Here is a 24,914-nt window from a genome sequence, read left to right on the forward strand (position 1 = left end):
GTAAGCAACAGGCGGGAAATGCCGAGCATTTTCCGCCGTTTTTTTGCCTGTGAGATAATCCCCGGCTTCACCGAGCTGTTGAGTTGTCGATGACGCCTTCCCCCGAATCGTTTCCCCTTGCCCTCGCTGGCCCGGTACTGCGCCGCCTGGAGCCTCAGCGCCTGGCGATCTGGCTGGTTGGATCGCAACCGCTGCAGCTGGACTTCGTCCTTGAACACCCCGGTGTCACTGCTCAGATTAATTGCCAGACCGTGCCCATCGGCAGGTCGGCTTTTATCCACCTGCTGGATATCCATTTCGACACCGCGCTGCCGTTTGACGTGGCCCTCGAATACGACTTGCTGCTCGATTCAGGCGAAGGCATTGCCAGCTGGGCGCCGCACCTGCTCTACCCCGGCGCCAGCCGACCGAGCCTGGTGCTGCGTGAGCGCATCGACCAACTGCTGCATGGCTCCTGCCGCAAGCCTCATCACCCGGCGGCCGACGGCCTGCTCTGCGCCGACCGTTTACTGCAAGCGAAGCCAAATCCGGAGCAGCGGCCTGCGGTACTGATGATGACCGGCGACCAGGTTTACGCCGACGATGTCGCCGGGCCGATGCTGCGTGCGATTCACAGTTTGATCGAGCGTTTGCGGTTATTCGAGGAAAGCCTGGAAGGTGCGCTGGTCGCTGACAGCGCCGAGCTCTATGGCCACCCTGCCTGTTATTACCACCGCGCCGATCTGCTGCCCGCACAGGAAGGTAACGAGACCCTGCGTGAGCGCTTCTTTGGCGGCAAGCGCAAGCCGATCTTCTCCTCCAGCAACGCTGACAACCATCTGGTGACCTTCGCCGAGGTGATGGCGATGTACCTGCTGGTGTGGTCACCAACGCCTTGGAGCCTGGTGCAGATGGACATGCCGGCGGGGCTGACCGACAAGCGCCAGGCGCGCTATCAGGAAGAGCTGCCGCTGATCGAGGGCTTTGTTGCAGGGCTGGGTCAGGTCGCTAGGGTCATGGCGCATCTGCCGTGTCTGATGATCTTCGATGACCACGACATCACCGATGACTGGAACCTGTCGGCGCAGTGGGAGGAGACCGCTTATGGCCATCCGTTCTCGCGGCGGATCATCGGCAATGCCCTGCTCGGCTACCTGCTCTGCCAGGGCTGGGGTAACGACCCGGACAGTTGCGCGCCACTGCTGGAGCAGTATTGCAGCCTGGCCGAGCAACATCTGGCCAAGCAAGCGCAGGATGCACTGATTGGCGAACTGCTGCGCTTTCAGGGCTGGCAGTTCAGCCTGCCGACCACCCCGCCGCTACTGGTGCTGGACACCCGCACCCGGCGCTGGCGTAGCGAGAACAGCCTGAGCAAGCCTTCTGGCCTGCTCGACTGGGAAGCGCTGTGCGAGCTGCAGCAGGCATTGCTTGACCACCCTTCGGCGATCATCGTGTCACCGGCGCCGATCTTCGGCGTCAAGCTGATCGAGGCGGTGCAGCGGGTGTTCAGCTGGCTGGGTTATCCGCTGCTGGTCGACGCTGAAAACTGGATGGCGCACCGCGGCGCGGCGCAGGTCATCCTGAATATCTTCCGCCACTCGCGCACCCCGGGGCATTACGTGGTGCTGTCAGGCGACGTGCATTATTCGTTTGTCTATGAAGTGATGATCCGCCATCGCCAGCACAACCCGCACCTGTGGCAGGTCACCAGCAGCGGCATCAAGAACCAGTTTCCGCAGCGTTTGCTGGATGTGCTTGATCGGCTCAACCGCTGGCTGTATTCGCCGCGCTCGCCCCTGAACTGGTTTACCAAGCGGCGCCTGATGGAAGTCGCACCACGCCTGCCGAGCCGCAGCAAGGCCGGCGAGCGGCTGTGGAACAGCGCGGGGCTGGGGCAGGTGTTTTTCACCGCTGATGGCCAGCCAGAGCGGGTGTTCCAGCTCAATGCGGATGGCTCAGAGGCTAATGAGTTCTTGCGCGATAGTGAGCGGCTGCGGTGATCAGTTCACCGCAGTCGAGGCTCAGGAGCGTTCGAGCGCGCTGACCAGGTCATGGAAGGCTTCACGATTGGAGTCGTTCAGGCCCATGAGGATGCGGTGTGCTTCAAGCACCTTGGAGCGTACAACCTCTTCGCTCTGGTCTTGCGACGGCAGGTCGGTCAGGCACTCTGGGCAGGGGATCGGCCGACCCACAATGTTGAACACCTGATCGAAACCCATCGACTGCAGCAAGCGCGAGATATCCGGATTGGTGGTGACCACGGTCGGCAACAGACCCACCTTCTGCCGGGACAGAATGGACAATTTGGCCAACAGCCCCAGGGTGGTGCTGTCGATGCTTTCGGTTTCGGTCAGATCGATGACGATGGCCGAGAAATTCAGCGCAGTGAAGATTTTCTCGATCGTCGCATCCAAAGCCGAACACAAGGTCAGGCGTACTTCACCGACAAACTTCAGTACAAAGGTACCGCTTTGCTCGGCGAACTGGATTCTACCGGTACTCATTGAAGGTTCCTGCTTAACACCAATAGGGCGATATCATCCGGCATCTCCCCAAGCGTAGCCAATCCGAAACGTTGGCGCAGCCCATCCAGGCTACCCCCTGCTGCTTTGACGATCTCCGGCAAGGCAGCTTCTTTATCTTTGAGCGTGTTACCGGGCAAAAGGTCCAGAATACCGTCCGACATCAGGCTGAGGCTGAACTGCGCGGGCAGTTCGACCACCAGATCCTGATAGGTGGCTTCTTCGAACAACCCCACCGGCAGGCCGCGGCCTTCGAGGTAGCGCGTGTGCTCTGGGGTATACAGCACCGGCATTGGCAGGTGGCCACCGACGGCGTAGGTCAGAAGGCCGGTGTCTTCGTCGATGACGCCACCGACCATGGTCACATGCTTGCCCAGCTTGCAGTTGATCAGGCCACGGTTGATGTGACTGAGCACTTCCGAAGGCTTGAAATCGCGCATCTTGCCGCCACGCTTGAATTCGAACATCAGGCGGGTGGTCATGAATTTCAATAGTACGGTCACGAACGCCGACGAAGCACCATGGCCGGATACGTCGGCCAGGTAGAACGCGATACGCCGCTCATCCACGCGGAAGTAGTCGGCAAAGTCGCCCGACAGGTACAGCGACGGGATGATCTGGTGCTCGAAGGAGAACTCGCCGGCTACCCACGGGCTCTCGGGCAGCATGTTCATCTGCACCTGGCGCCCTGCGGTCTGGTCTTCCTGCAGCAGGTGCAGGCTGGCCTCGAGCTCGCGATTGGCGGTTTCCAGTTTGTCGCGATAGCGCTGGTTTTCGACCAGCAGGCGCGAACGGTCAAGCGCACGGTGCACCGAGTGCTCCAGCACTGCCAGGTCCTCGAGCGGCTTGATCAGGTAATCGTCAGCGCCCAGGCGCAGCGCCTCGACAGCGTCGCTCATGACACCGGCACCCGACACCACGATCACCGGCAACTGCGGGGCCACTTCGCTGATCCGACGGATCAACTCAAGGCCGCCCATCTGCGGCATGCGCAGATCGCAGATCACGAGATCAGGCTGGTGTTGTTCGAAGACCTGAAGCCCCTGCTGGCCATTGCCGGCCTGGAGGACGCTAAAGCCGCTGTCTTCGAGATACGCGGCGAGGCTCGCACGGACCACGTCGTCGTCATCGATAATCAGCAGCGTTGCACTGGTTTTCTGCATGTGGGCGAACGGCGCCGGATTAGGTTTGCGTAGGATCGTCGCAATTGCGCCTATCACTACTGGAATACTGTTTGGCTGCTCTACCTATAGAGTTGTAGGACAAGAACCCTTGTCCGGCAACAGCAGAGGTGCCCTGTCAGGCGCAGACGGTACTCCCATCCGCCGGGGGTTTCAAGCATGCGCGATTCGGCTTGATTACACAGCGTTTGGCAAATTGCTGGTAGTTATAAGAAATGTGTTTGAGGTAACCCGATGGATGGTCGCAAGGCCCGTTGCGGGCCCAGCTTTGGGGCTGCTTTGCAGCCCCAGCTACCCAGACTTAGAAGTCGTCTTCGACTTCGCCATCCTTGACCTTGAACTCGCGGTTCTGCAGGTAGGCGTTGCGGATGAACACGTACTTGTCGCCACTGATCAGCTTTTCAGCCGAGAGCAGGCTGGCACGGGTGTCAACCAGGTCTACCCCCAGCGTAGTGTTGCGGGTCGGTACATGATCGATGTAGCGGTACGGCTTGGTGTAGCTGTCCGGGTACTTGGCCAGGCCGTCACGCACGGTGCTCGGGCCGAGCAGCGGAATGACCACGTAGGGGCCACTTGCGACGCCCCAGTAACCGAGGGTCTGACCGAAGTCTTCGTCGTTGCGCTGCAGGCCCATGCGGGTACCCACATCGAACAGGCCGCCAATACCGAAGGTGGTGTTGACGATCAACCGGGCAGTGTCGACGCCAGCAGCGTGGGGCTTGAGCTGCAGAATATTGTTGGCCAGGTTGGTGACATCGCCGATGTTGCGAAAGACGTTGTGAATGCCGTCTTCGACGAACTGCGGGGTGATCGCCTGGTAGCCTTGGGCCAACGGCTTGAATGCATAGGTGTCGATCGTATCGTTGAACCGGAAGATCGGCCGATTGACCGCCTCCCAGGGATCTTCTTCGGTAGCTGCCTGCGTAGCAGCCACGGGCGCCAGCAACAGACTGGCGCAGACACAGGCCTGGGTGATTCGCTCGATCACACTGGCGCCGATCCTATGCATAGATGTTTCTCCATCAAGATTCACGGTCGCAGATGCGCGTTTGCTCTGCTGAGTTTGGCGACAGTATAAAGCGTCGACGGCTGATAAACAGCTTCGCTGAGTATTGCTCATTATTTTGTCAGTAATTGTTGCTACGTCATCTACGTGTAACAGTCGCTACTTAGTCTGACTATTTTCAGGGAAGTTGCCATGCACGACGCACCCGCCTTCACCGCTGTGCTTTTCGGGCTGCGTGGCTGCCTGGTGGAAACCGCCAATGACGTGTCTGCGCCAGCGCCTGGCGCGCTGGCCATGCTGGCTGACCTGCACAGCCAGCAGGTGCCTTGCATCTGGCTGGATGAGCCCGGCACCGGCGAGTCATTGACCAGGGTGCTGCCGAGTTGGCTGCCGGGGCATTCGACCCCTTCCCTGCCGTGGCCGGCACCGAATGCCTGCTGGCAGGCGCTGATGCAGCTCAACAGCGCGAAGCTCGATGGCAGCGTGCTGGTCAGCGGTGATCCGCGCTTGCTTGAATCTGCGCTCAAAGCCGGTTTGTGGACTATCGGCCTGGCGGCATGCAGTCCCCGCTGCGAGGCCTCGTCGAAGCGCTGGCAGGCGATGACCGCCCAAGACCAGCAAGCGAATCGCGGCAAGGCCACCCTTGAGCTGTTCAGGCTCGGCGCGCATTCGGTGATCGATCATTTGGAAGCGCTACAACCGTGCCTGGCAGATATCGCCCAACGCCGCCGCAAAGGTGAAAAACCCTGATACAGGCGGCTTGACGCGGATCATGCAAAGCCGTGGCGAGTGGATTACGCTTGAGGCATGCGCGAACCTTTGCCCAATGGCCGAGGTCCATCCTTTGCCAAGTCATAGAGGGAGAACACCTGATGCCTGCCCGCGAATTGCAAGAGCAGCTCGATAGCCTGCGCGATCAACTGGATCGCAACCCGCCGCTCACGCTGGAAGAGCGCGACAACCTGCACAGCCTGATGCAACAGATCGAGGCGCAGATCAAACTGGAAGAAGCCACCCAGGACACCAACCTGGTCGACGGCGTCAACCTCGCCGTCGAGCGCTTCGAGGTGGCCCACCCCGACCTCACCGCCACGCTGCGCAACATCGCCAACAGCTTGCACAGCATGGGCATCTGAATCAGGCGGGGCCGACGCGGCACTCATATGCCCCGTCGGCCCACTATTACTGCCGAACCAGACGCAGGTTTTGCGGGCTGATCGGCCCGGTGCTGCGGTACGGGTTGATATCCAGCCCACCGCGACGCACATACCGCGCGTACACCGTCAGGTGCTCAGGCTGCAGCAAGCGCTTGAGGTCCAGATAGATCCGCTCGACGCACTGCTCATGGAAGTCAGCGTGCTGGCGGAAGCTCACCAGATACGTCAGCAAGCTGGCGTGATCCAGCGCCAGGCCCTTGTACTTGACTACCACCGTGCCCCAGTCAGGCTGACCCGTCACCGGGCAATTGGACTTGAGCAGGTGGCTGTGCACCGTCTCTTCCACTACTTGGGTTGAATCGCACTGCAACAGTTGCGGCTGCGGTTGCTCGTAGTTGCTGATCGCGACATCGAGTTCGTCAATGCACACCCCAGGCAATGCCACTACACCTTCACTCTGCACTTCTGCCAGGCTGCGCACGCGCACCGTCACCGGCGCGCCCGCAGCGGCGGACAAGTCTTTCTCCAGGCAAGCCTGCAGCTCAGCGCTGCTGGCAAAGGCCGTCTGGTTAAGCGAGTTGAGGTACAGCTTGAACGACTTCGATTCGATGATATTCGGTGACTGTGCCGGGATGGCGAACTCACCGATGGCCACCACCGGCTTGCCGGACGGCAACAGCCAGGACAGCTCGAAGCAGTTCCAGTAGTCAACGCCCTGCCACGGCAGGGCGTCGCCACTGACACCGAGCTCGGCCCACTTGGCCAGGCGCGGAATCGGGAACAGCAGCGACGGGGTGTAGGTTGCAATGTATTCACTGGATTTACCCAGCGGAGAGTCTTCGGCAGCGGGATGCATGGTCAGGACCTGGAAAAAACGGATGCTCCCAGTTTACCGGTTTTGCAGTCCGCCTTGGGTCCGAACTCACTCGATGGTCAGCGGCCCGACCATCCCGGCCTGATAATGCCCCGGCACGTTGCAGGCAAACTCGATCGGCGCAGCGCTACGGAAGGTCCAGGTCAGCTCACCGCGCTGGCCGGGCTGCAGCAGCACGGTGTTGCCGCTGTCGTGGCCGTGTTCACCATGGTCCATCTGGCTGTGATCCATGCCCCCGGTGAACAGTTTGCCCTGCATCGCCACCATCTGTTTCTGATGCTCTGCGTGCATGGCCTTGTCGCCCAGGTTGAACTCGTGGGGCAACTGGCCCTGGTTGATCAGCACGAAACGCACGGTCTCGCCGGCCTTGACCTGCAAACTGCTGGGCTCAAAGGCGATGTCCTTGAGCACCACCTCAACCGTGCGAGTGGCCTTGGCCGCTGGCGCTGGCTCACCGAAAGCGAAGCTGGTGTGCTCGGCGTCAGCCCAGCCCGACGTGCTGAACAGCGCGAAGGCAGCGGCGATGAACAGGTGTTTCATATCTACTCCGATAATGACGGCAATGGCGTGCCACTCTGCGCTGGCGCAGCTGGCAACTGGCTGACCGCAAGATTACAACTTTGTCAGCTTGGCTTGAGAGCGGGTTCGTCACGTATCATTTCCACTACTCCCTGACCGACGCAAAAACCTGATGAAACTGCTGATCGTCGAAGACCAGGTCAAGACTGGCCAATACCTGCAACAAGGCCTCACCGAGGCCGGCTTTGCCTGCGAGCTCAGTGCCGACGGTGAAACCGGGCTGCACTTGGCGCTGACCGGCGATCATGCCCTGCTGATTCTTGATGTGATGCTGCCAGGCCGCAGCGGTTGGGAGATTCTGCAGGCGGTACGCCAGGCAGGGCTCGCCACCCCAGTATTGTTCCTCACCGCCCGCGACGCTGTGGAGGACCGCGTGCATGGCTTGGAACTGGGCGCAGACGACTATCTGGTCAAGCCGTTCGCCTTCTCCGAGCTGCTGGCCCGCGTGCGCAGCTTGCTGCGCCGAGGCGGCGCCGGGGTGCAGGACACCACCCTGGCCTTGGCGGACCTGCGCCTGGACTTGATCCGCCGCCGCGCCGAGCGTGCCGGCCAGCGCGTCGACCTCACCGCCAAGGAGTTCGCCCTGCTGGAATTGCTATTGCGCCGTCAGGGCGAGGTGCTGCCCAAGTCGTTGATTGCCTCGCAGGTGTGGGACATGAACTTCGACAGCGACACCAACGTCATCGAAGTGGCCATCCGCAGGCTGCGGCTGAAGATCGACGACGGTCACGCCAGCAAGCTGATACACACGGTGCGTGGCATGGGTTATGTACTCGAAGAGCGCCAGGACTGATGCGCCGGATATCCCTCGGCAGCCGCCTCGCTCTGCTGTTTGCTGCCTGTACCGCGGCGGTTTCGCTTGGCGCCGGCGTGCTCTTCACCCAAGCCAGCGAGCAGCATTTCATCGAGTTGGATGAGCAGCTGCTCGACACTCGCCTGACGCAGTTACGCGAGCAACTTACCGGTCTCCAGACACAGCAGCAGGTAGTCGACAGGCTCCCCGAGCTACGGAGCCAATTCAACCTCCAGACCGATGTCGCACTGCGCATCAGCAGCGGCACGGGCGAAGCCTGGTTCGAAAGCCGGCCAGGTTTGCCCGATGCCAACCAGTCTGCACAACTGAAGACACTGCAGGCCGGCGGCGTCGACTATCGCGGCTTGTCGGCGCCATTGATCGAGCATGACCCACAGTCACCGCAACTGACCGTGCTGCTCGACATCACCCATCACCAGCACTTCTTGCAGAGCATGCAGCGCTTGATCTGGCTAACGGTGGGTCTGTCGGCACTGGCCACGGCATTGCTCGGCGCCTGGGCGGTACGCCGCGGCTTGCGCCCGTTGCGCCAGATCGGCGCGGTGGCGGCGAGCGTCAACGCTCGTTCGCTGACCACACGTCTGCCAGTGGCGCAGATGCCCGAGGAGTTGGCTCAGCTGGCAGAAAGCATGAATGCCATGCTGCAGCGGCTGGACGATGCGTTTCAACGGCTGTCGGCGTTCTCCGCGGACATCGCCCATGAACTGCGCACGCCGTTGTCGAACCTGCTGACCCACACTCAGGTAACGCTAACCCGCCCACGCAGCCTGGACGAATATCGCGAGGCCTTGCATGGCAACCTTGAGGAGCTGCAATGGATGGCGCAGCTGGTCAACGACATGCTCTACCTGGCCAAGGCTGAGCACGGCCTGCTGGTGCCAGAACAGCAGGTGCTGGACCTTGCCTCGGAAGTGGATGCACTGCTGGAGTATTACGCGCCACTGGCTGAGGACGCTGGAGTGACCCTGCTCCGCGAAGGTGAGCTGATGATCGAGGGCGATCGGCAGATGTTGCGGCGGGCGTTGTCCAACTTGCTGGAAAATGCGCTGCGGTTTGCTGGAGTAGGTGGCGTGGTGAAGGTGCATTTACAAGCTGGAGGGCAAGTTACGGTCGCCAATACCGGTGCGGCGATTGAAGCAGCGGCTGCGCAGCGCTTGTTTGATCGATTCTACCGCGGGGATTCGGCACGGGCCGAAGGAGGCGCTGAGCACGCCGGGCTGGGCCTGGCAATCACCCGTTCGATCGTCCTCGCCCATGGTGGCGGGATTCAGGTGGAGTGCGAAGCAGGATGGACGCGGTTTGTGATTGATTTCGGCAAGGGGCCGCACAGCGACCCCAAAGATACCAACGCCGCCCTTACTCGTAACGCAATGCCATAGCCGGCTCGATCTGCGAAGCCCGGTAAGCCGGATACACAGTCGCCAGGAAGCTCATCACCAAGCCCGCCGTACAGATCATCAGCACATCCCCCCACTGCAACTGCGAAGGCAAGCTGCTGATGAAATACACATCGGAGGTGAAGATGTGCTGACCGCTGACCCGCTCCAGCCAGCCAACGATCTGACTCACGTTGATCGCCGCAATTACCCCCAGCACCCCGCCAATCAGCGTGCCGACCACACCGATCAAGCTGCCCTGAACCATGAACGTGCCCATGATCTGCATCGGCGTGGCGCCAATGGTGCGCAGGATGGCGATATCCGCGCCCTTGTCGTTCACCACCATCACCAGGGTGGCGATGATATTGAACGCCGCCACCGCGATGATCATCATCAGCAGCAAGCCGATCATGGTCTTTTCCATCTTCATGGCGCTGAAAAGGCTGCCCTGGGTGTGCGACCAGTCATCGGCGTGGTAGGCATCGCCCAACTGCCCGGCGATGGCCTTGGACACCTGCGGCGCCGCGTACAGGTCCTGAAGTTTGAGCCGCACGCCCTGCACGCTGCCCGGCGCCCAGCGCTGCATCTCGGCGGCGTCGGCCACGTTGATATAAGCCTGCGAGCCATCCAGCTCGGCACCCACCTTGAAGATGCCGACCACGGTCAGGCGCTGCATGCGTGGCGTGATACCACCCGGGGCCTTGCTGATTTCCGGCACGATCAAAGTCAGCTTGTCACCGGTGTTGAGCCGGAAGCGCCGCGCCGTCAGCTCGCCGATCACCACCCCGTATTCACCCGGGACCAGATCCTGCAACGCGCCCTGGACGATATGCTGGCCGACGATCGACACCTTGCCCTCTTCGGCCGGCTCGATCCCGCTGACCTGAATCGGCTGCATCGCGCCTTTGTACGAGAGCATGCCTTCCATTTCGGTGACCGGCGCCGCAGCGACCACTGCCGGGTTCTTCAGCGCTGCGTCAGCCACACTGCGCCAGTCGCTCAGCGGCTGCGCGCCAAGGATGCTCGCATGCGGCACCAGGCCAAGAATACGTGAGCTCATTTCGCGCTGGAAGCCGTTCATCACCGACAGCACCACGATCATGGCCAGCACGCCCAGGGACAAGCCGATCATCGAAGTCATCGAGATGAACGAGATGAAGTGATTGCGGCGCTTGGCACGGGTGTAGCGAGCACCGATGAACAAGGGCAAGGGTCTGAACATGTACGAGAACACCCAATGAACAAAAGTTGCGGGGTGGATCATTCCACCCCGGGCAGTCGACTCAGATCGCCACCAGGTGGCCATCTTCCAGCTTGAGCACGCGATCCATCTGCCGCGCCAGGCTCAGGTCGTGGGTCACCACCAGGAACGCAGTGCGCGATGAGCTGGAAAGCTCTTGCATCAGTTCCTGAATGCCCTGCGCAGTGTGATGGTCGAGGTTGCCGGTCGGCTCATCGAGCATCACCAGTCCCGGCCGATTGACCAGAGCGCGGGCGATCGCCACACGCTGGCGCTCACCACCGGACAGCTCGGCCGGTTTGTGGCTCAGGCGATGGCCGAGGCCGACCCGCTTGAGCAAGGCCTCGGCACGCTCGCGCGCTTCCGGGATCGGCGTGCGCCCGATCAGCAGCGGCATGCACACGTTTTCCAGCGCCGTGAACTCGGCCAGCAGGTGGTGAAACTGATACACGAAGCCCAGCGCACGGTTGCGCAGCAGGCCACGGGCGCGCTCGCCCAGTGCCGACAACTCTTCGCCAGCCAGCCACACGCTGCCCTGGCTCGGCGTGTCGAGGCCGCCCAGCAAGTTGAGCAAGGTACTCTTGCCGGAACCGGAGCTGCCGACAATCGCCACCCGCTCACCCGGCAGCAGTTCAAGCTGCAGATTGGCCAGCACCTGCACCGACTCCGGGCCCTCGTCGTAGGACTTGCCCAGGTTGCGGCAACTCAGAACGGCTTTATCACTCATGCGCGACTCACTCATAACGTAGCGCCTCTGCAGGCTGGGTGCGCGCCGCACGCCAGGCCGGATACAGGGTGGCGAGGAAACTCAGGATCAATGCCGCGCCGCAGACCATCCACACGTCCTGGGCGATGATCTGCGAAGGCAGGTAGTCGATGAAGTACACATCGGCGTTGAGGAACTTGTGCCCGATCAGCTTCTCGATGCCGGCAATCGCTGCGCTGACATTGAGCGCTGCGAGAATGCCAACCACCGCACCAATCAAGGTGCCGACCACGCCGATCACCGTACCCTGGACCATGAAGATGGCCATGATCTGCCCAGGCGTAGCGCCCAGGGTGCGCAGAATGGCGATGTCGCCACGCTTGTCATTGACCACCATCACCAGGGTAGAAATGATGTTGAACGCCGCCACCGCCACGATCAGCAGCAGGAGCAGACCAATCATCGCCTTCTCCATGCGGATGGCCTGATACAGGTTGCCGTGGGTGCGGGTCCAGTCACGCGAGTAGAACTCCTGCTCGCCCAACTGCTGGGCGATGCTCCAGGCCACGCGCGGGGCTTCGAACAGGTCGTCGAATTTCAGCCGCAGGCCCTGCACCTGATCCGCTTTCCAGCGGTGCAGGCGCGACAGGTCGGCGATGTTGGTCAAGCCCAGGAAGCCGTCGATCTCGCCCGCACCGACATGAAAGGTGCCGACCACGGTGAAGCGCTTCATGCGCGGGAACATGCCCGCCGGCGTGACGCTGACCTCTGGCGCCACGAAGGTCAGCTTGTCACCGACCTTGACACCCAGTTTGGCCGCGGCCTTGTCGCCGATCATGATGCCCCACTCGCCCGGCGCCAGCTTGTCGATGCTGCCTTCGCGGATGAAGTTGTCGATGATCGACACCTCTCGCTCACGCGCAGGATCAATACCGTTGAGCAGCACCTTGCTGACCTTGCCATCGAAGGTCAGCAGGCCCTGCATCTGGGTGAAGGGCGCGACCGCCACGACTTGTGGATTCTGCTTTACTTGTTGAGCAAGGGCAGGCCAATCATTGATCGGCTGGCCGCTCTCAAGCGTGGCGTGAGGGATCATGCCAAGCACGCGGGTACGCATCTCGTGGTCGAAGCCATTCATCACCGAGAGCACCACGATCATCACCACCACGCCCAGGGCGAGGCCGATCATCGAGGTCAGGGAAATGAACGAGACGAAATGGTTGCGGCGTTTGGCACGGGTGTAGCGAGTACCAATAAATACGAAAAGAGGTCTGAACATGTCGGGGCTTGTTCGGATGAAAGGGAACGTCCTTGTGGCGAGGCGCCTACGGCGGCTTTACACTCGGACCACCGCCGTAACCTTGGGTTCGCCATGACGACAATAGACGATGAAGATCGCCGCGAATACTACCGCATCGAAGACAGGATCGCACTGGAAATCACCCCGCTGAGCGCGGCTGAGGCCCTGGAGCCAGAACTGTTGCAGGATGATTCGCCGCTGTTCAACCTGCTCAGCGAACTGCATCTGTCGGACTTTGAATCGCAACATCTGCTGCGCCAGTTGAGCGACAAGGACCGCACCCTGGCGGCGTTTTTACGGGCCCAGAACAAACGCCTCGACCTGCTCAGCGCAGTGGTCGCGCACAGCCTGCTCGGCGAGATCGGCGCACCGCATCGGGTGATCCTGTCCGAGGGCGGCATCGAGTTCAGCCAGACCAGCGCGATCGCTGCCGGCACCCGGGTCAAGGTCAAGATGGTGTTGATGCCCCGCGCCCACGGTTTGCTGCTGCGCGGCCGGGTTACCCACTGCGACGCTCGCCCCGGCGGCGACTATGAAGTCGGCACCGAATTCACCGACATGACCGACGCCCAGCGCCAGTTGTTGGCGCGGTATATCCTGCAGCGCCAGCAACAGCAACGTCGGCAGGCACTGGAACAGAACGACCCCGCCTCCTGAGCTCCGCTCTTATTGATTTGAAGGAACGAACGTGACCCTGATCTACGGCCATCGCGGCGCCAAGGGCGAAGCACCTGAAAACACCCTGACCAGCTTCCGTCAGTGCCTGGAGCACGGCGTCAATCGCTGTGAACTGGATCTGCACCTGTCGGCCGACAACCAGCTGATGGTGATCCACGACCCGACACTCAAGCGCACCACTGGCCGCCGCGGCAAGGTGGTCGAGCACAGCGCCGCTGACCTGACCACCTATGACGCCCGTGCCGGCGGCCCCGGCCATGTACAGCCCTGCCCTATTCCACGGCTTGAAGAGCTGTTCGAGAAATGCGCATTCGAGCACTGGCAGCTTGAGGTCAAAAGCGCGTCGCGCACCCGCGCCGCCAGCACCGTGCTGGCCATTCGTGAGCTGGCGCAGCAATATGGCCTGCTCGACAAGGTCACCATCACCTCAAGCTCGCGTGAAGTGCTCAGCGCTGCGGTTGAGCTGGTGCCGGATGTATCGCGTGGACTGGTGGCGGAATATGCCTGGCTCGACCCACTGAAGGTCGCGCAGAACTACAACTGCCAGATGCTCGCCCTGAACTGGACGCTATGCACTCCCGAGCGCCTGATCAAGGCACAGCGCCAGGGTTTGCACGTGTCGGTATGGACGGTCAACGAGCCGGCACTGATGCGCCGACTCGCCGACTTTGGCGCTGACAGCCTGATTACAGACTTTCCCGGTTTGGCCAAGACCACCCTTGGGTAGGATTGAAACCGAGCTCCCCGACCGGCTCAGGCCACCGGTCGGAGCCGCTCAAAAAAGCCGGTTGAGGCCGTCGTAGGCCGCTACGCGATAGGCTTCAGCCATGGTCGGGTAGTTGAAGGTGGTGTTGACGAAGTACTTCAGGGTATTGCGCTCACCCGGCTGATCCATGATCGCCTGGCCGATGTGCACGATCTCCGAGGCCTGGTAACCAAAGCAGTGTACGCCAAGGATCTGCAAGGTCTCGCGATGGAACAGGATCTTCAGCATGCCTTGCGGCTCACCGGCGATCTGCGCACGCGCCATGCTCTTGAAGAATGCCTTGCCGACTTCGTACGGCACCTTGGCCTGGGTCAGCTCCTGCTCGTTCTTGCCGATCGAGCTGATCTCGGGAATGGTGTAGATCCCGGTCGGCACGTCGTTGACGAAGCGCCAGCTGCCATTGTCGACAATGCTGCCCGCTGCCGAGCGGCCCTGGTCGTGGGCGGCACTGGCCAGGCTCGGCCAGCCGATCACGTCACCGGCGCCATAAATGTTCGGCACGGTGCTGCGGTAGGCTTCGTCGACTTCGATCTGGCCACGACTGTTGACCTTGATGCCGATGTTTTCCAGGCCCAGCTTGTCGGTGTTGCCGGTACGGCCGTTGCACCAGAGCAAGGCGTCGGCCTTGATCTTCTTGCCCGACTTCAAATGCAGGATCACGCCGTTGTCGAGGCCTTCGACCCGCTCGTAGTCTTCGTTATGACGCACGGTGATGTTGTTGTTGCTGAAGTGGTAGCTCAGTGCCTGGGAGATTTCCGAATCGAGGAAGCTCAGCAACTGCCCACGGTTGTCGACCAGCTCGACCAGTACACCCAGGCCGCTGAAGATCGAGGCGTACTCGCAACCGATCACGCCAGCGCCGTAGACAATCAGTTTGCGCGGGGTGTGGCTGAGGCTGAGGATGGTGTCGCTGTCGTACACACGCGGGTGGTTGAAGTCGATATCAGCCGGGCGGTACGGGCGCGAACCGGTGGCGATGATGATGTGCTTGGCCACCAGCTTTTCGACCACGCCATTGGCGCAGACCACTTCGACGGTTTGCTCGTCGGCAAAACTGCCGGTACCGACAAATACATCGACGCGGTTACGGGCGTAGTAGCCGGTGCGCGAAGCGACCTGCTTGGAGATCACCTTCTCGGCGCTCTTGAGCACGTCCGGGAACGAGAACCAGCGCGGCTCGCCGATGGCACGGAACATCGGGTTGGTGTTGAACTGCATGATCTGCCGCACCGAGTGACGCAGTGCCTTGGACGGGATGGTGCCCAGGTGGGTGCAGTTGCCGCCAACCTGGCGACGGCTATCGACCATCGCCACCTTGCGCCCTGCTTTGGCGGCGTTCATTGCCGCACCTTCTCCGGCCGGGCCGGAACCCAGCACCACTACGTCGTAGTTGTAGACAGCCATGCGTACTCCTTCAAAACTGGCCCGCCGGCCGGTTGGCCGCGGGGCGCGATCATGTCGCCGCGGCGCCATGGAAAAATTCGGGTGCAGTCTAATCAAGCGGGAACGCCGCGCACATTAACCCTTGGTCGCGTCGTAGGCGAATTTTGCCTTCACTACATATCGTGGCAAGCACGCCTGCGTGAGGCGGCCGAATGCCCATCAGTTAAGCAATGGGGCCGCTTTGCGGCCCTTCGCGGGTGAACCCGCTCCCACAGGATCGCGCCTATCTGTGGGAGCGGGTTCACCCGCGAAGGGCTGCAAAGCAGCCCCAAAATCAGCAAAACAACGCTATCGGCGGATCAGCGCGGGAAGGCTGGTGGGTTGACCCCGGCCATGTCTTCCATCACGCGCACTACCTGGCAGCTGTAACCGAATTCGTTGTCGTACCAGACGTACAGGACAACACGGTTTTCGTTGCAGATGGTCGCTTCAGCATCAACCACACCGGCGTGGCGCGAGCCAACGAAGTCGGTCGAAACCACTTCCTGCGAGTTGACGTAGTCGATCTGCTTGTGCAGCTCGGAGTGCATCGCGGTCTGGCGCAGGTACTCGTTGATCTCTTCGCGGCTGGTGCCGGTTTCGAGGTTCAGGTTGAGGATGGCCATGGACACGTTCGGCGTCGGTACGCGGATCGCGTTGCCGGTCAGCTTGCCCTTGAGCACAGGCAGCGCCTTGGCAGCGGCGGTGGCAGCACCGGTTTCGGTGATGACCATGTTCAGCGGCGCGGCGCGGCCACGACGGCTGCCCTTGTGGAAGTTGTCGATCAGGTTCTGGTCGTTGGTGAACGAGTGAACGGTTTCGACGTGGCCGTTGATGATGCCGAACTTGTCGTTGACTGCCTTGAGCACCGGCACGATGGCGTTGGTGGTGCAGGAAGCCGCGGAGATGATCTTGTCATCAGCGCTGATTTCACCGTGGTTGATGCCGTGCACGATGTTCTTCAGCGCGCCTTTGCCAGGTGCGGTGAGGATCACGCGGGCAGCGCCTGGGCATGCCAGGTGCTGGCCGAGGCCGTCGGCGTCACGCCATACACCGGTGTTGTCGACGATCAGCGCATCTTTGATGCCGTACTGGGTGTAGTCGACTTCGCTCGGGCTCTTGGCGTAGATAACCTGGATCAGGTTGCCGTTGGCGGTGATGGTGTTGTTGGCTTCGTCGATGGTGATGGTGCCATCGAACGGGCCATGCACCGAGTCACGACGCAGCAGGCTGGCGCGCTTGACCAGGTCGTTTTCAGCACCCTTGCGGACAACGATGGCGCGCAGACGCAGGCCGTCGCCACCACCGGTTTTTTCGATCAGGATGCGTGCCAGCAGACGGCCGATGCGACCGAAGCCGTACAGCACGACGTCGGTGCCCTTGCGCGCCGAAACGTTTTGCTGACCAACCACGTCGGCCAGTTCTTCGCGGACGAACTGCTCGGCGCTGCGGCCATTGCCTTCAAGCTTGAACTTGTTGGCCAGCTTGCCCAGGTCGACCGAAGCGGCGCCCAGTTTCAGCTCGCTCATCGCCTTGAGCAAAGGGAACGTCTCGTGGACAGACAGTTCGGTCTCGTCGGTCTGACGGTGACGCGCAAAGCGGTGCGCCTTGAGGATCGAGATCACCGAACGGTTGATCAGGCTACGGCCATAGATCGAGCTCACCACATTGTTGTTGCGGTAGAGCTGACCGATAAGCGGGATCATGGCTTCAGCCAAAGCTTCACGATCAATCCACTCACCAAGACACTGGTCGGGCTTCTGAGTCACGGGAACCTTCCACATGTAGGGGTAGAAAAAAGGGGCTACATTATGACGCCCCACGGCGTATCGAGCAATGAGCGCCTGTCGTTAACGCTGCACACCGCTGCTTGAGCCCTCGCGAGCCTGACAGCTGGCACCGGCGTCGGTACAATCGACCTCTTTGCCGCAACGCTTGGAGTGCATTCTCCCGTGTCAGTTCTGCGCTTACCGCAATTGTCGGCCCAGGCCGGCAAACAAACCTGGGGCAACTTGCCCGGTGCCGCCCTCAGCCTGGCCATCGCCGAGGCCGCCAGTGGCGCCCGGCGCTTTACCCTGCTGCTGACCGCCGACAGCCAGGCCGCCGACCGTCTCGAGCAGGAGCTGCGCTTCTTCGCCCCGGACCTGCCGGTGCTGCCGTTCCCCGACTGGGAAACCCTGCCATACGATCTGTTCTCGCCGCATCAGGACATCATCTCGCAGCGTATCGCCAGCCTGTACCGGCTGCCGGAGCTGGACCACGGCATTCTTGTGGTGCCGATCACCACCGCCCTGCACCGCCTGGCGCCAACGCGCTTTCTGCTCGGCAGCAGCCTGGTCCTCGACGTCGGCCAGACCATCGATGTCGAGCAGATGCGCAGCCGCCTCGAAGCCAGCGGCTATCGCTGCGTCGACACGGTCTACGAGCATGGCGAATTTGCCGTGCGCGGCGCGCTGATCGACCTGTTCCCGATGGGCAGCAAGCTGCCGTTTCGGATCGACCTGTTCGACAACGAAATCGAGACCTTGCGCACCTTCGATCCAGAGACCCAGCGCTCGATCGACAAGGTCGAATCGGTACGCCTGCTGCCGGCACGCGAATTTCCGATGCAGAAGGAAGAAGTCACCCGCTTCAAGGCACGTTTCCGCGAGCGCTTCGACGTGGATTTTCGCCGCAGCGCGATCTTCCAGGACCTCGCCAGCGGGATCATCCCGGCCGGCATCGAGTACTACCTGCCGCTGTTCTTCGAAGAAACCGCGACACTGTTCGACTACCTTCCGGCTGACACCCAGGTGTTCTCGATGCCCGGCGTCGAGCAGGCTGCCGAGCATTTCTGGAACGACGTGCGCGGGCGCTATGAAGACCGCCGCGGCGACCTGACCCGACCACTGCTGCCGCCGGCTGAACTATTCATGCCAGTGGAAGACTGCTTTGCCCGCCTCAAGCAGTGGCCGCGCGTGGTGGTCAGCAGTGACGACCTCGAACCCGGCGCTGGCCGGCAGAGCTTCCCGGCGCGCGAGCTGCCCAACCTGGCCATCGAAGCCAAGGCCAATCAACCCCTGGCGGCACTGTCGGCATTTCTTGAGCAGTTCCCGGGCCGGGTGCTGTTCACTGCAGAATCTGCCGGTCGCCGCGAAGTGCTGCTGGAACTGCTCGAACGGCTCAAGCTGCGCCCGCAGACCGTTGACGGCTGGACCGATTTCATTACCGGCAAAGAGCGCCTGGCGATCACCATCGCACCGCTCGACTACGGCCTGTTGCTGGACGACCCGGCACTGGCGTTGATCGCCGAAAGCCCGTTGTTCGGCCAGCGCGTGATGCAGCGCCGACGCCGCGAAAAGCGCGGCGAGGCGGCCAACGATGCGGTGATCAAAAACCTCACCGAGCTGCGCGAAGGCGCACCGGTGGTGCATATCGATCACGGGGTCGGCCGCTATCTGGGCCTGGCCACACTGGAAATCGACGGCCAGGCCGCCGAATTCCTCACCCTTGAGTACGCCGAGAACGCCAAGCTGTACGTGCCGGTCGCCAACCTGCACCTGATCGCCCGCTACACCGGCAGCGATGACGCCCTGGCGCCGCTGCACCGGCTCGGCTCGGAAACCTGGCAGAAGGCCAAGCGCAAGGCTGCCGAGCAGGTCCGCGACGTGGCTGCCGAACTGCTCGACATCTATGCCCGTCGCGCCGCACGCAAGGGCTATGCCTTTGCCGATCCTGCAGCCGATTACGCCACCTTCAGCGCCGGCTTCCCGTTCGAGGAAACACCCGATCAGCAGAACGCCATCGACGCGGTGCGCGAGGACATGCTCGCTGCCAAGCCGATGGACCGCCTGGTCTGCGGCGACGTCGGCTTTGGCAAGACCGAAGTGGCCATGCGCGCGGCATTCATCGCCGTGCACAGCGGCCGCCAGGTGGCCGTGCTGGTACCGACCACCCTGCTCGCCCAGCAGCACTACAACAGCTTCCGCGACCGCTTTGCCGACTGGCCGGTAACCGTCGAGGTGATGAGCCGCTTCAAGTCAGCCAAGGACATCGCCGCTGCCGCCGCCGATCTGGCCGAGGGCAAGATCGACATCCTGATCGGCACGCACAAGCTGCTGCAGGATGACGTGCGCTTCAAAGACCTCGGTCTGGTAGTGATCGACGAAGAGCACCGCTTTGGCGTGCGGCAAAAAGAGCAGCTCAAGGCCCTGCGCAGCGAAGTCGACATCCTCACCCTGACCGCCACGCCGATCCCGCGCACCCTGAACATGGCCGTGGCCGGCATGCGCGACCTGTCGATCATCGCCACCCCGCCGGCGCGCCGGTTGTCGGTGCGCACCTTCGTCATGGAGCAGAACAACAGCACGGTGAAGGAAGCTCTACTGCGCGAACTGCTGCGTGGCGGCCAGGTGTATTACCTGCACAACGACGTCAAGACCATCGAGAAGTGCGCCGCCGATCTCGCCGAACTGGTACCTGAAGCGCGCATCGGCATCGGCCACGGGCAGATGCGCGAACGCGAGCTGGAACAGGTCATGAGCGACTTCTACCACAAGCGCTTCAACGTGCTGATCGCCTCGACCATCATCGAAACCGGTATCGACGTGCCCAGCGCCAACACCATCGTCATCGAGCGCGCCGACAAATTCGGCCTGGCCCAGCTGCACCAGCTGCGCGGCCGGGTTGGCCGTAGCCACCACCAGGCCTATGCCTACCTGCTCACCCCTGCCCGGCAGAAGGTCAGCAGCGACGCCGAAAAACGCCTGGAGGCGATTGCCAACACTCAGGACCTCGGTGCCGGCTTCGTGCTGGCCACCAACGACCTGGAAATCCGCGGCGCCGGCGAGTTGCTTGGCGATGGCCAGAGCGGCCAGATCCAGGCAGTCGGTTTCACCCTGTACATGGAAATGCTCGAACGCGCAGTCAAGGCGATCCGCAAGGGCAATCAGCCAAACCTGGAACAACCACTGGGTGGCGGCCCGGAAATCAACCTGCGCCTGCCGGCGTTGATCCCGGAAGACTACCTGCCCGATGTGCATGCGCGGCTGATCCTGTACAAGCGCATCGCTTCGGCGGCCGACGAAGAAGGCCTCAAGGACCTGCAGGTCGAGATGATCGACCGTTTCGGCCTGTTGCCGGAGCCAACCAAGAACCTGATCCGCATCACCCTGCTCAAGCTGCAGGCCGAAAAACTCGGCATCAAGAAAGTCGACGGCGGCCCCAACGGCGGCAAGATCGAATTCGAAGCCGAGACCCCGGTCGACCCGCTGACCCTGATCAAGCTGATCCAGGGCCAGCCCAAACGCTACAAGTTCGAAGGCGCTACCCAGTTCCGCTTCCTGGTGCCGATGGAACGCCCGGAAGAACGCTTCAATACCGTGGAGGCGCTGTTCGAGCGCCTCACCCCACAGCCTGCTTGAAGGAAGTTACATGCGTGCCATTCGTTGCCTGACCTTGCTGTTGACGCTGTGTGCGCCGACGGCGTTTGCTGATGGCTTGTATCAGGTGGAAATGCTGCTGGTGCGGCAAAACGATGTACCCGCGGTGACCAGCCAGTTCGCCCCGGAAGACTGGCGCGCCGGCGCGCCGCGCTTGAGCAAGGATGCCGAACGGCCACCGGTGCTGACCGACGAAGCGACCCGCCTCGAGGCCACGCCGAGCTACACCGTGCTGCTGCACAAGGCCTGGCAGCAACAGCTCGGCAGCGAGCCCAGCAGCATTGCTCTGGGCGCTGGCGAGGAGCAGTTCGGTCACTTCCCGATCGAGGGCAACCTGAGCCTGGCCGACGGCCGCTTCATCGCCGTGCAGGCGAGCTTCTGGGTCAACCAGCTCGATGGCAACGGTAACGTGCTGCGCAGCGAGCATTTCCAGCAGAGCAATCGCAACATGAAAAGCGGCCAGCTGACCTTCCTCGACGGTGGCCACCTGGCACTTCTGCTCAAGGTCGCACCTGTCGGCGCGCGCAAACTGCCGGAGATAACTCCGGAGATGATGGAGCAGTGACACCGTGACCTCCGACGCAGTCGCCCTGGTGCGCAGCAACATCAGCTGGAAACGCGCCTTCTCCGCTGCGGTTTTGCAACGCGGCCAGCGCTACGCCGAAGAAGACCGGGTACAGATCCTCGACCATGACGACACGCGGATTGAAGCCACCTGTCGCGGTAGCGGCAGCGGCATCTATACCCAGCGCATTTTCATCACTGCGGCAGCTGGCCAGTGCCATGTGCGCGGCCACTGTTCGTGCCCGGTCAGAGAGAACTGCAAGCACTGTGCTGCGGTGCTGTTCGCCCTGCTCGACAGCAGCGCGCCGGCTGACAGCGACGCCCTGCCCCATCATCTACAGCACTGGCTGCAAGGGATGCAGCAACCGGCCACCGTCAGCCTCGGCGCAGAGGACAAACGCGGGCGGATGGTCTGCTATCAGCTGGTGCTCCATGAAGACCGCAGCTGCAGCCTGCGCGTGCGCAAAGGCACCGACGATGAGCGTGGCCTGCGCTTCAGCCGGGTGCAGTCGCTGTATGACTTTTTGTATGACACGCCGCGCTTCGTCACAGCTGAAGACCTGCGCATCCTGCGCCAGTTGAATGGACAGAACATCCCTTACGGCCAGGACCGCGGCTACGCACTCAAAGGCCAGGAAGGCGGCGAATTGCTGCAGCGCGCACTGGACACCGGCCGCGTCCTGTACAGCGACGACCGGCCACTGCTGCGCCAGGGCCCGGAACGCGAGGCCGAGTTCCGCTGGGTGCGCCAGAGCGACGCCACCTATTGCGGCAGCTGGTTCAGCGGCGAGGAGAAGCTGTTCGTGCTGGCACTGGCGCCGCTGTTCTGGCTGGATGTACGCGCCGGTGAAATTGGCCGTGTCAGCCACTCCCTCGACCCGCATATAGCCCTGCAACTATCACTGGCACCACCGGTACCCGAGCATCTGGTAGTGCCGCTAAGTCACAAGCTCAACGCCCTCAACCATCAAGTGCCGACCCCGACCCAGGTCAAGCAGCAGTTGCTCGAAGATATCCAGCCGACCCCGCGCCTGACCCTGGGCAGTCTCGAGTTCAGCGCTTACACGCCCAAGACCGGGCGCATGCAGCGGCAGATGCAACACCGCGCCGCGCTGGCGTTCGACTACGACGGCGTGCTGGCAATCGGCAACGACGACAAGCCCCTGACCCGCCTGGTTGGCGCCACCAGCCAGCGCATCCGCCGTCAGCCACAGGCCGAGCAAGCCATGCGCAAGACCCTGCGCGAGCTGGGCTTCAAGCTGGCCACCCGGCAAAGCAAAGCGTTGCCCGACAGTGCCGGCGACATGCATCAGCTTGCCGACGACGAAGCGTGGCTGACATTTGCCCGCGACGGCTTGCCGCGCCTGCGTGAGGCCGGCTGGCACATCGATGTGCACCGCGACTTTGCCTTCAACTTGCAGGAGGTCGAAGACTGGTACGCCAGCGTCGACGAAGCGCCTGGCCACGAATGGTTCGACCTTGAGCTGGGCATCGTTGTCGATGGCCAGCGTCATAGCCTGCTGCCGATCGTGCTGCAACTGCTGCGCAGCAATCCGGAAATGCTGCGCCCCAGCGAACTGGCCCGGCGCGGTGACGATGAGCACTTGCTGCTGGACCTCAACCGCGGCCGCCTCGATAGCCCGCCGCTGCGCGTTGCCCTGCCCTATGGCCGGATCAAGGCCGTGATGGCGACCCTCGGCGAGCTGTACCTGCATGAACATGCAGGCGGCCCGGCGCTGCGCCTGGACCGCGCCGATGCCGCGCGCCTGAGCGACATGGAACACATGCCGCTGCTGTGGGAAGGCGGCGAGCACGTGCGCGGCCTCGGCCGACGCCTGCGCGATGCACGGGATATCCAGGTCGAGCCGCCGCTCGCGCTCAACGCCACCCTGCGCCCGTACCAGCAACAGGGCTTGAACTGGCTGCAGGCGTTGCGCGAGATCGGCACGGGCGGGATTCTGGGCGACGACATGGGCCTGGGCAAGACTCTGCAGACCCTCGCCCATCTGCTGCTGGAGAAACAACATGGCCGCCTGCTGCAGCCAGCCTTGGCGGTGATGCCGACCAGCTTGATCCCCAACTGGATCGACGAAGCCCAGCGCTTTGCCCCCGACCTGCGCGTGCTGGCCCTGCATGGGCCGGCGCGCAGCAAGCACTTCGCCAGCCTTGACCAATACGACCTGGTCCTGACCACCTACGCGCTGGTGCCGCGCGATATAGAGCAACTGCGCGGGCAGCACTGGCACACGCTGGTGCTGGATGAAGCGCAGAACATCAAGACCAGCACCAGCAAGGCCGCCGTCGCCGTCGGCGAGCTGCAGGCAGGCCAGCGCCTGTGCCTGACCGGTACGCCGATGGAAAACAACCTCGGCGAGCTCTGGTCGCTGTTTCACTTCCTCATGCCCGGCTGGCTGGGCGACAGCAAACGCTTCAATCAGGAATACCGCACCCCCATCGAGCGCCACGGCGATCAGGACCGCCTGGCCCACCTGGCTGGGCGCATTCGCCCGTTCCTGCTGCGTCGTACCAAAGAGCAGGTGGCCAAGGAGCTGCCAGCCAAGACCGAGATGGTGCACTGGGTCGAGCTCAGCGATGCCCAGCGCGACACCTACGAGGCGGTGCGGGTGGCGATGGACAAGAAGGTCCGCGACGAACTTGCCCGTAACGGCGCAGCACGCAGCCAGATCGTGATTCTCGATGCCCTGCTGAAGCTGCGCCAGGTGTGCTGCGACCTGCGCCTGGTCAAGAGTGTCGAGAGCAAGGGTAATCAAGCCGACAAGGGCAAGCTGGGCAGCCTGCTGCAGATGCTCGAAGAGTTACTCAGCGAAGGCCGCCGGGTCCTGTTGTTTTCCCAGTTCACCTCGATGCTGGCGCTGATCGAGCAGGAGCTGATCAAGCGTGACATCCGCTACAGCCTGCTGACCGGCGACACTCGCGATCGGCGCGCACCGGTGCAGCAGTTCCAGCAGGGTGACAGCGAAGTGTTTCTGATCAGCCTCAAGGCCGGCGGCACCGGGCTCAACCTGACCGCCGCGGATACGGTGATCCACTATGACCCATGGTGGAACCCGGCAAGCGAAAACCAGGCGACCGACCGTGCCTACCGGATCGGCCAGGACAAACCAGTGTTCGTCTACAAGCTGATCACTCGCGGTACCGTCGAAGAGAAGATTCAGTTGCTGCAGCAAGAGAAGGCAGCACTCGCCGCCGGCCTGCTCGATGGCGGCCATAGCGGCCAGTGGCGTCTGGGTGATGAAGAGATTGAAGCGCTGTTCGCGCCGCTGCCGGGCAAGCGCAGCCGTTAGGTGAGCCGGGCTGACCTGTCAC

At 62.4% G+C, this 24,914-nt stretch carries 20 protein-coding genes; 10 read left to right on the top strand and 10 right to left on the bottom strand.

Annotation, left to right across the window (positions count from 1 at the left end):
* Nucleotides 1-89 precede the first annotated feature (89 nt).
* Nucleotides 90-1,979 carry an alkaline phosphatase D family protein gene (locus CXQ80_RS15885; RefSeq protein ID WP_101321152.1) on the top strand — a complete coding sequence of 630 codons (1,890 nt, stop codon included), beginning with the start codon at nucleotides 90-92 and terminating at the stop codon, nucleotides 1,977-1,979.
* Nucleotides 1,980-2,000: 21 nt separating this feature from the next.
* On the opposite strand, the gene rssC is transcribed toward CXQ80_RS15885, so the two are convergent.
* The 3 genes from rssC to CXQ80_RS15900 form a co-directional block, all read right to left on the bottom strand.
* The gene (gene rssC, locus CXQ80_RS15890; protein WP_101321154.1) at nucleotides 2,001-2,483 is read right to left on the bottom strand and encodes an anti-sigma factor antagonist RssC; all 483 of its coding nucleotides are present in this window, start codon (nucleotides 2,481-2,483) and stop codon (nucleotides 2,001-2,003) included.
* Nucleotides 2,480-3,664 (bottom strand): two-component system response regulator RssB, encoded by a 1,185-nt coding sequence (gene rssB, locus CXQ80_RS15895; RefSeq protein ID WP_101321156.1) that lies wholly within the window; start codon nucleotides 3,662-3,664, stop codon nucleotides 2,480-2,482. The genes rssC and rssB overlap by 4 nt, the downstream gene beginning before the upstream one ends.
* 319 nt (nucleotides 3,665-3,983) lie before the next feature.
* Entirely contained in the window at nucleotides 3,984-4,691 is a 708-nt protein-coding gene (locus CXQ80_RS15900; RefSeq protein ID WP_101321158.1) for a VacJ family lipoprotein, read from the bottom strand.
* Between the two features lie 189 nt (nucleotides 4,692-4,880).
* On the opposite strand from CXQ80_RS15900, the gene CXQ80_RS15905 reads away from it, so the two are divergent.
* Nucleotides 4,881-5,438 (top strand): phosphonoacetaldehyde phosphonohydrolase-related protein, encoded by a 558-nt coding sequence (locus CXQ80_RS15905; RefSeq protein WP_101321161.1) that lies wholly within the window; start codon nucleotides 4,881-4,883, stop codon nucleotides 5,436-5,438.
* A gap of 122 nt (nucleotides 5,439-5,560) precedes the next feature.
* On the top strand, nucleotides 5,561-5,824 hold the full coding sequence (locus CXQ80_RS15910; RefSeq protein ID WP_101321164.1) for a DUF4404 family protein: 264 nt from the start codon (nucleotides 5,561-5,563) through the stop codon (nucleotides 5,822-5,824).
* Nucleotides 5,825-5,870: 46 nt separating this feature from the next.
* Here the strand turns inward: CXQ80_RS15910 and queF are convergent, their stop codons facing one another.
* Nucleotides 5,871-6,701: an NADPH-dependent 7-cyano-7-deazaguanine reductase QueF gene (gene queF / locus CXQ80_RS15915; RefSeq protein WP_101321166.1), complete on the bottom strand. Its 831-nt coding sequence runs from the start codon at nucleotides 6,699-6,701 to the stop codon at nucleotides 5,871-5,873.
* A 66-nt stretch (nucleotides 6,702-6,767) separates the two neighbouring features.
* Complete coding sequence (locus CXQ80_RS15920; protein WP_101321168.1) at nucleotides 6,768-7,259, bottom strand: plastocyanin/azurin family copper-binding protein; 492 nt, start codon at nucleotides 7,257-7,259, stop codon at nucleotides 6,768-6,770.
* A 151-nt stretch (nucleotides 7,260-7,410) separates the two neighbouring features.
* On the opposite strand from CXQ80_RS15920, the gene CXQ80_RS15925 reads away from it, so the two are divergent.
* Both CXQ80_RS15925 and CXQ80_RS15930 read left to right on the top strand, forming a co-directional pair.
* Nucleotides 7,411-8,091, top strand: coding sequence for a heavy metal response regulator transcription factor (locus tag CXQ80_RS15925; RefSeq protein WP_101321170.1), 681 nt, complete (start codon nucleotides 7,411-7,413; stop codon nucleotides 8,089-8,091).
* Nucleotides 8,091-9,491 (top strand): heavy metal sensor histidine kinase, encoded by a 1,401-nt coding sequence (locus CXQ80_RS15930; protein ID WP_178080782.1) that lies wholly within the window; start codon nucleotides 8,091-8,093, stop codon nucleotides 9,489-9,491. Before CXQ80_RS15925 ends, CXQ80_RS15930 begins: the two co-directional genes overlap by 1 nt.
* Here CXQ80_RS15930 and CXQ80_RS15935 read toward each other — a convergent pair.
* The 3 genes from CXQ80_RS15935 to CXQ80_RS15945 form a co-directional block, all read right to left on the bottom strand.
* Entirely contained in the window at nucleotides 9,469-10,713 is a 1,245-nt protein-coding gene (locus CXQ80_RS15935; RefSeq protein ID WP_101323074.1) for a lipoprotein-releasing ABC transporter permease subunit, read from the bottom strand. The genes CXQ80_RS15930 and CXQ80_RS15935 overlap by 23 nt on opposite strands.
* A 61-nt stretch (nucleotides 10,714-10,774) precedes the next feature.
* The gene (gene lolD, locus CXQ80_RS15940; RefSeq protein WP_178080783.1) at nucleotides 10,775-11,458 is read right to left on the bottom strand and encodes a lipoprotein-releasing ABC transporter ATP-binding protein LolD; all 684 of its coding nucleotides are present in this window, start codon (nucleotides 11,456-11,458) and stop codon (nucleotides 10,775-10,777) included.
* 7 nt (nucleotides 11,459-11,465) lie between these two features.
* On the bottom strand, nucleotides 11,466-12,716 hold the full coding sequence (locus CXQ80_RS15945; protein ID WP_101321174.1) for a lipoprotein-releasing ABC transporter permease subunit: 1,251 nt from the start codon (nucleotides 12,714-12,716) through the stop codon (nucleotides 11,466-11,468).
* 93 nt (nucleotides 12,717-12,809) lie between these two features.
* Here CXQ80_RS15945 and CXQ80_RS15950 point away from each other — a divergent pair, with 93 nt between their 5' ends.
* Entirely contained in the window at nucleotides 12,810-13,394 is a 585-nt protein-coding gene (locus CXQ80_RS15950; protein WP_101321176.1) for a PilZ domain-containing protein, read from the top strand.
* Nucleotides 13,395-13,425: 31 nt separating this feature from the next.
* Nucleotides 13,426-14,142 (top strand): glycerophosphodiester phosphodiesterase, encoded by a 717-nt coding sequence (locus tag CXQ80_RS15955; RefSeq protein ID WP_101321178.1) that lies wholly within the window; start codon nucleotides 13,426-13,428, stop codon nucleotides 14,140-14,142.
* Between the two features lie 48 nt (nucleotides 14,143-14,190).
* Here CXQ80_RS15955 and sthA read toward each other — a convergent pair whose 3' ends face one another.
* On the bottom strand, nucleotides 14,191-15,585 hold the full coding sequence (gene sthA, locus CXQ80_RS15960) for a Si-specific NAD(P)(+) transhydrogenase (protein WP_101321180.1): 1,395 nt from the start codon (nucleotides 15,583-15,585) through the stop codon (nucleotides 14,191-14,193).
* 338 nt (nucleotides 15,586-15,923) lie between these two features.
* Nucleotides 15,924-17,387 (bottom strand): glyceraldehyde-3-phosphate dehydrogenase, encoded by a 1,464-nt coding sequence (locus CXQ80_RS15965; protein ID WP_101321182.1) that lies wholly within the window; start codon nucleotides 17,385-17,387, stop codon nucleotides 15,924-15,926.
* Nucleotides 17,388-17,555: 168 nt separating this feature from the next.
* Here CXQ80_RS15965 and mfd point away from each other — a divergent pair, with 168 nt between their 5' ends.
* From mfd to CXQ80_RS15980, 3 genes are read left to right on the top strand one after another with little or no spacing between them, the layout of a single operon-like run.
* Nucleotides 17,556-21,005, top strand: a complete 3,450-nt coding sequence (gene mfd / locus CXQ80_RS15970) for a transcription-repair coupling factor (protein WP_101321184.1) — start codon at nucleotides 17,556-17,558, stop codon at nucleotides 21,003-21,005.
* 10 nt (nucleotides 21,006-21,015) lie between these two features.
* The gene (locus CXQ80_RS15975) at nucleotides 21,016-21,588 is read left to right on the top strand and encodes a CsiV family protein (RefSeq protein WP_101321186.1); all 573 of its coding nucleotides are present in this window, start codon (nucleotides 21,016-21,018) and stop codon (nucleotides 21,586-21,588) included.
* Nucleotides 21,589-21,592: 4 nt separating this feature from the next.
* Nucleotides 21,593-24,892 carry a DEAD/DEAH box helicase gene (locus tag CXQ80_RS15980; protein WP_101321188.1) on the top strand — a complete coding sequence of 1,100 codons (3,300 nt, stop codon included), beginning with the start codon at nucleotides 21,593-21,595 and terminating at the stop codon, nucleotides 24,890-24,892.
* Nucleotides 24,893-24,914 lie beyond the last annotated feature (22 nt).

The sequence above is a fragment of the Pseudomonas sp. 02C 26 genome, from assembly GCF_002843585.1.
GTDB lineage: Bacteria > Pseudomonadota > Gammaproteobacteria > Pseudomonadales > Pseudomonadaceae > Aquipseudomonas > Aquipseudomonas shirazensis.

Coding starts and splice junctions, on each gene's coding strand:
- CXQ80_RS15885 (WP_101321152.1), top strand. CDS start 90: ATGACGCCTTCCCCCGAATCGTTTCCCCTTGCCCTCGCTGGCCCGGTA.
- rssC (WP_101321154.1), bottom strand. CDS start 2,483: ATGAGTACCGGTAGAATCCAGTTCGCCGAGCAAAGCGGTACCTTTGTA.
- rssB (WP_101321156.1), bottom strand. CDS start 3,664: ATGCAGAAAACCAGTGCAACGCTGCTGATTATCGATGACGACGACGTG.
- CXQ80_RS15900 (WP_101321158.1), bottom strand. CDS start 4,691: ATGCATAGGATCGGCGCCAGTGTGATCGAGCGAATCACCCAGGCCTGT.
- CXQ80_RS15905 (WP_101321161.1), top strand. CDS start 4,881: ATGCACGACGCACCCGCCTTCACCGCTGTGCTTTTCGGGCTGCGTGGC.
- CXQ80_RS15910 (WP_101321164.1), top strand. CDS start 5,561: ATGCCTGCCCGCGAATTGCAAGAGCAGCTCGATAGCCTGCGCGATCAA.
- queF (WP_101321166.1), bottom strand. CDS start 6,701: ATGCATCCCGCTGCCGAAGACTCTCCGCTGGGTAAATCCAGTGAATAC.
- CXQ80_RS15920 (WP_101321168.1), bottom strand. CDS start 7,259: ATGAAACACCTGTTCATCGCCGCTGCCTTCGCGCTGTTCAGCACGTCG.
- CXQ80_RS15925 (WP_101321170.1), top strand. CDS start 7,411: ATGAAACTGCTGATCGTCGAAGACCAGGTCAAGACTGGCCAATACCTG.
- CXQ80_RS15930 (WP_178080782.1), top strand. CDS start 8,091: ATGCGCCGGATATCCCTCGGCAGCCGCCTCGCTCTGCTGTTTGCTGCC.
- CXQ80_RS15935 (WP_101323074.1), bottom strand. CDS start 10,713: ATGTTCAGACCCTTGCCCTTGTTCATCGGTGCTCGCTACACCCGTGCC.
- lolD (WP_178080783.1), bottom strand. CDS start 11,458: ATGAGTGATAAAGCCGTTCTGAGTTGCCGCAACCTGGGCAAGTCCTAC.
- CXQ80_RS15945 (WP_101321174.1), bottom strand. CDS start 12,716: ATGTTCAGACCTCTTTTCGTATTTATTGGTACTCGCTACACCCGTGCC.
- CXQ80_RS15950 (WP_101321176.1), top strand. CDS start 12,810: ATGACGACAATAGACGATGAAGATCGCCGCGAATACTACCGCATCGAA.
- sthA (WP_101321180.1), bottom strand. CDS start 15,585: ATGGCTGTCTACAACTACGACGTAGTGGTGCTGGGTTCCGGCCCGGCC.
- CXQ80_RS15965 (WP_101321182.1), bottom strand. CDS start 17,387: ATGTGGAAGGTTCCCGTGACTCAGAAGCCCGACCAGTGTCTTGGTGAG.
- CXQ80_RS15975 (WP_101321186.1), top strand. CDS start 21,016: ATGCGTGCCATTCGTTGCCTGACCTTGCTGTTGACGCTGTGTGCGCCG.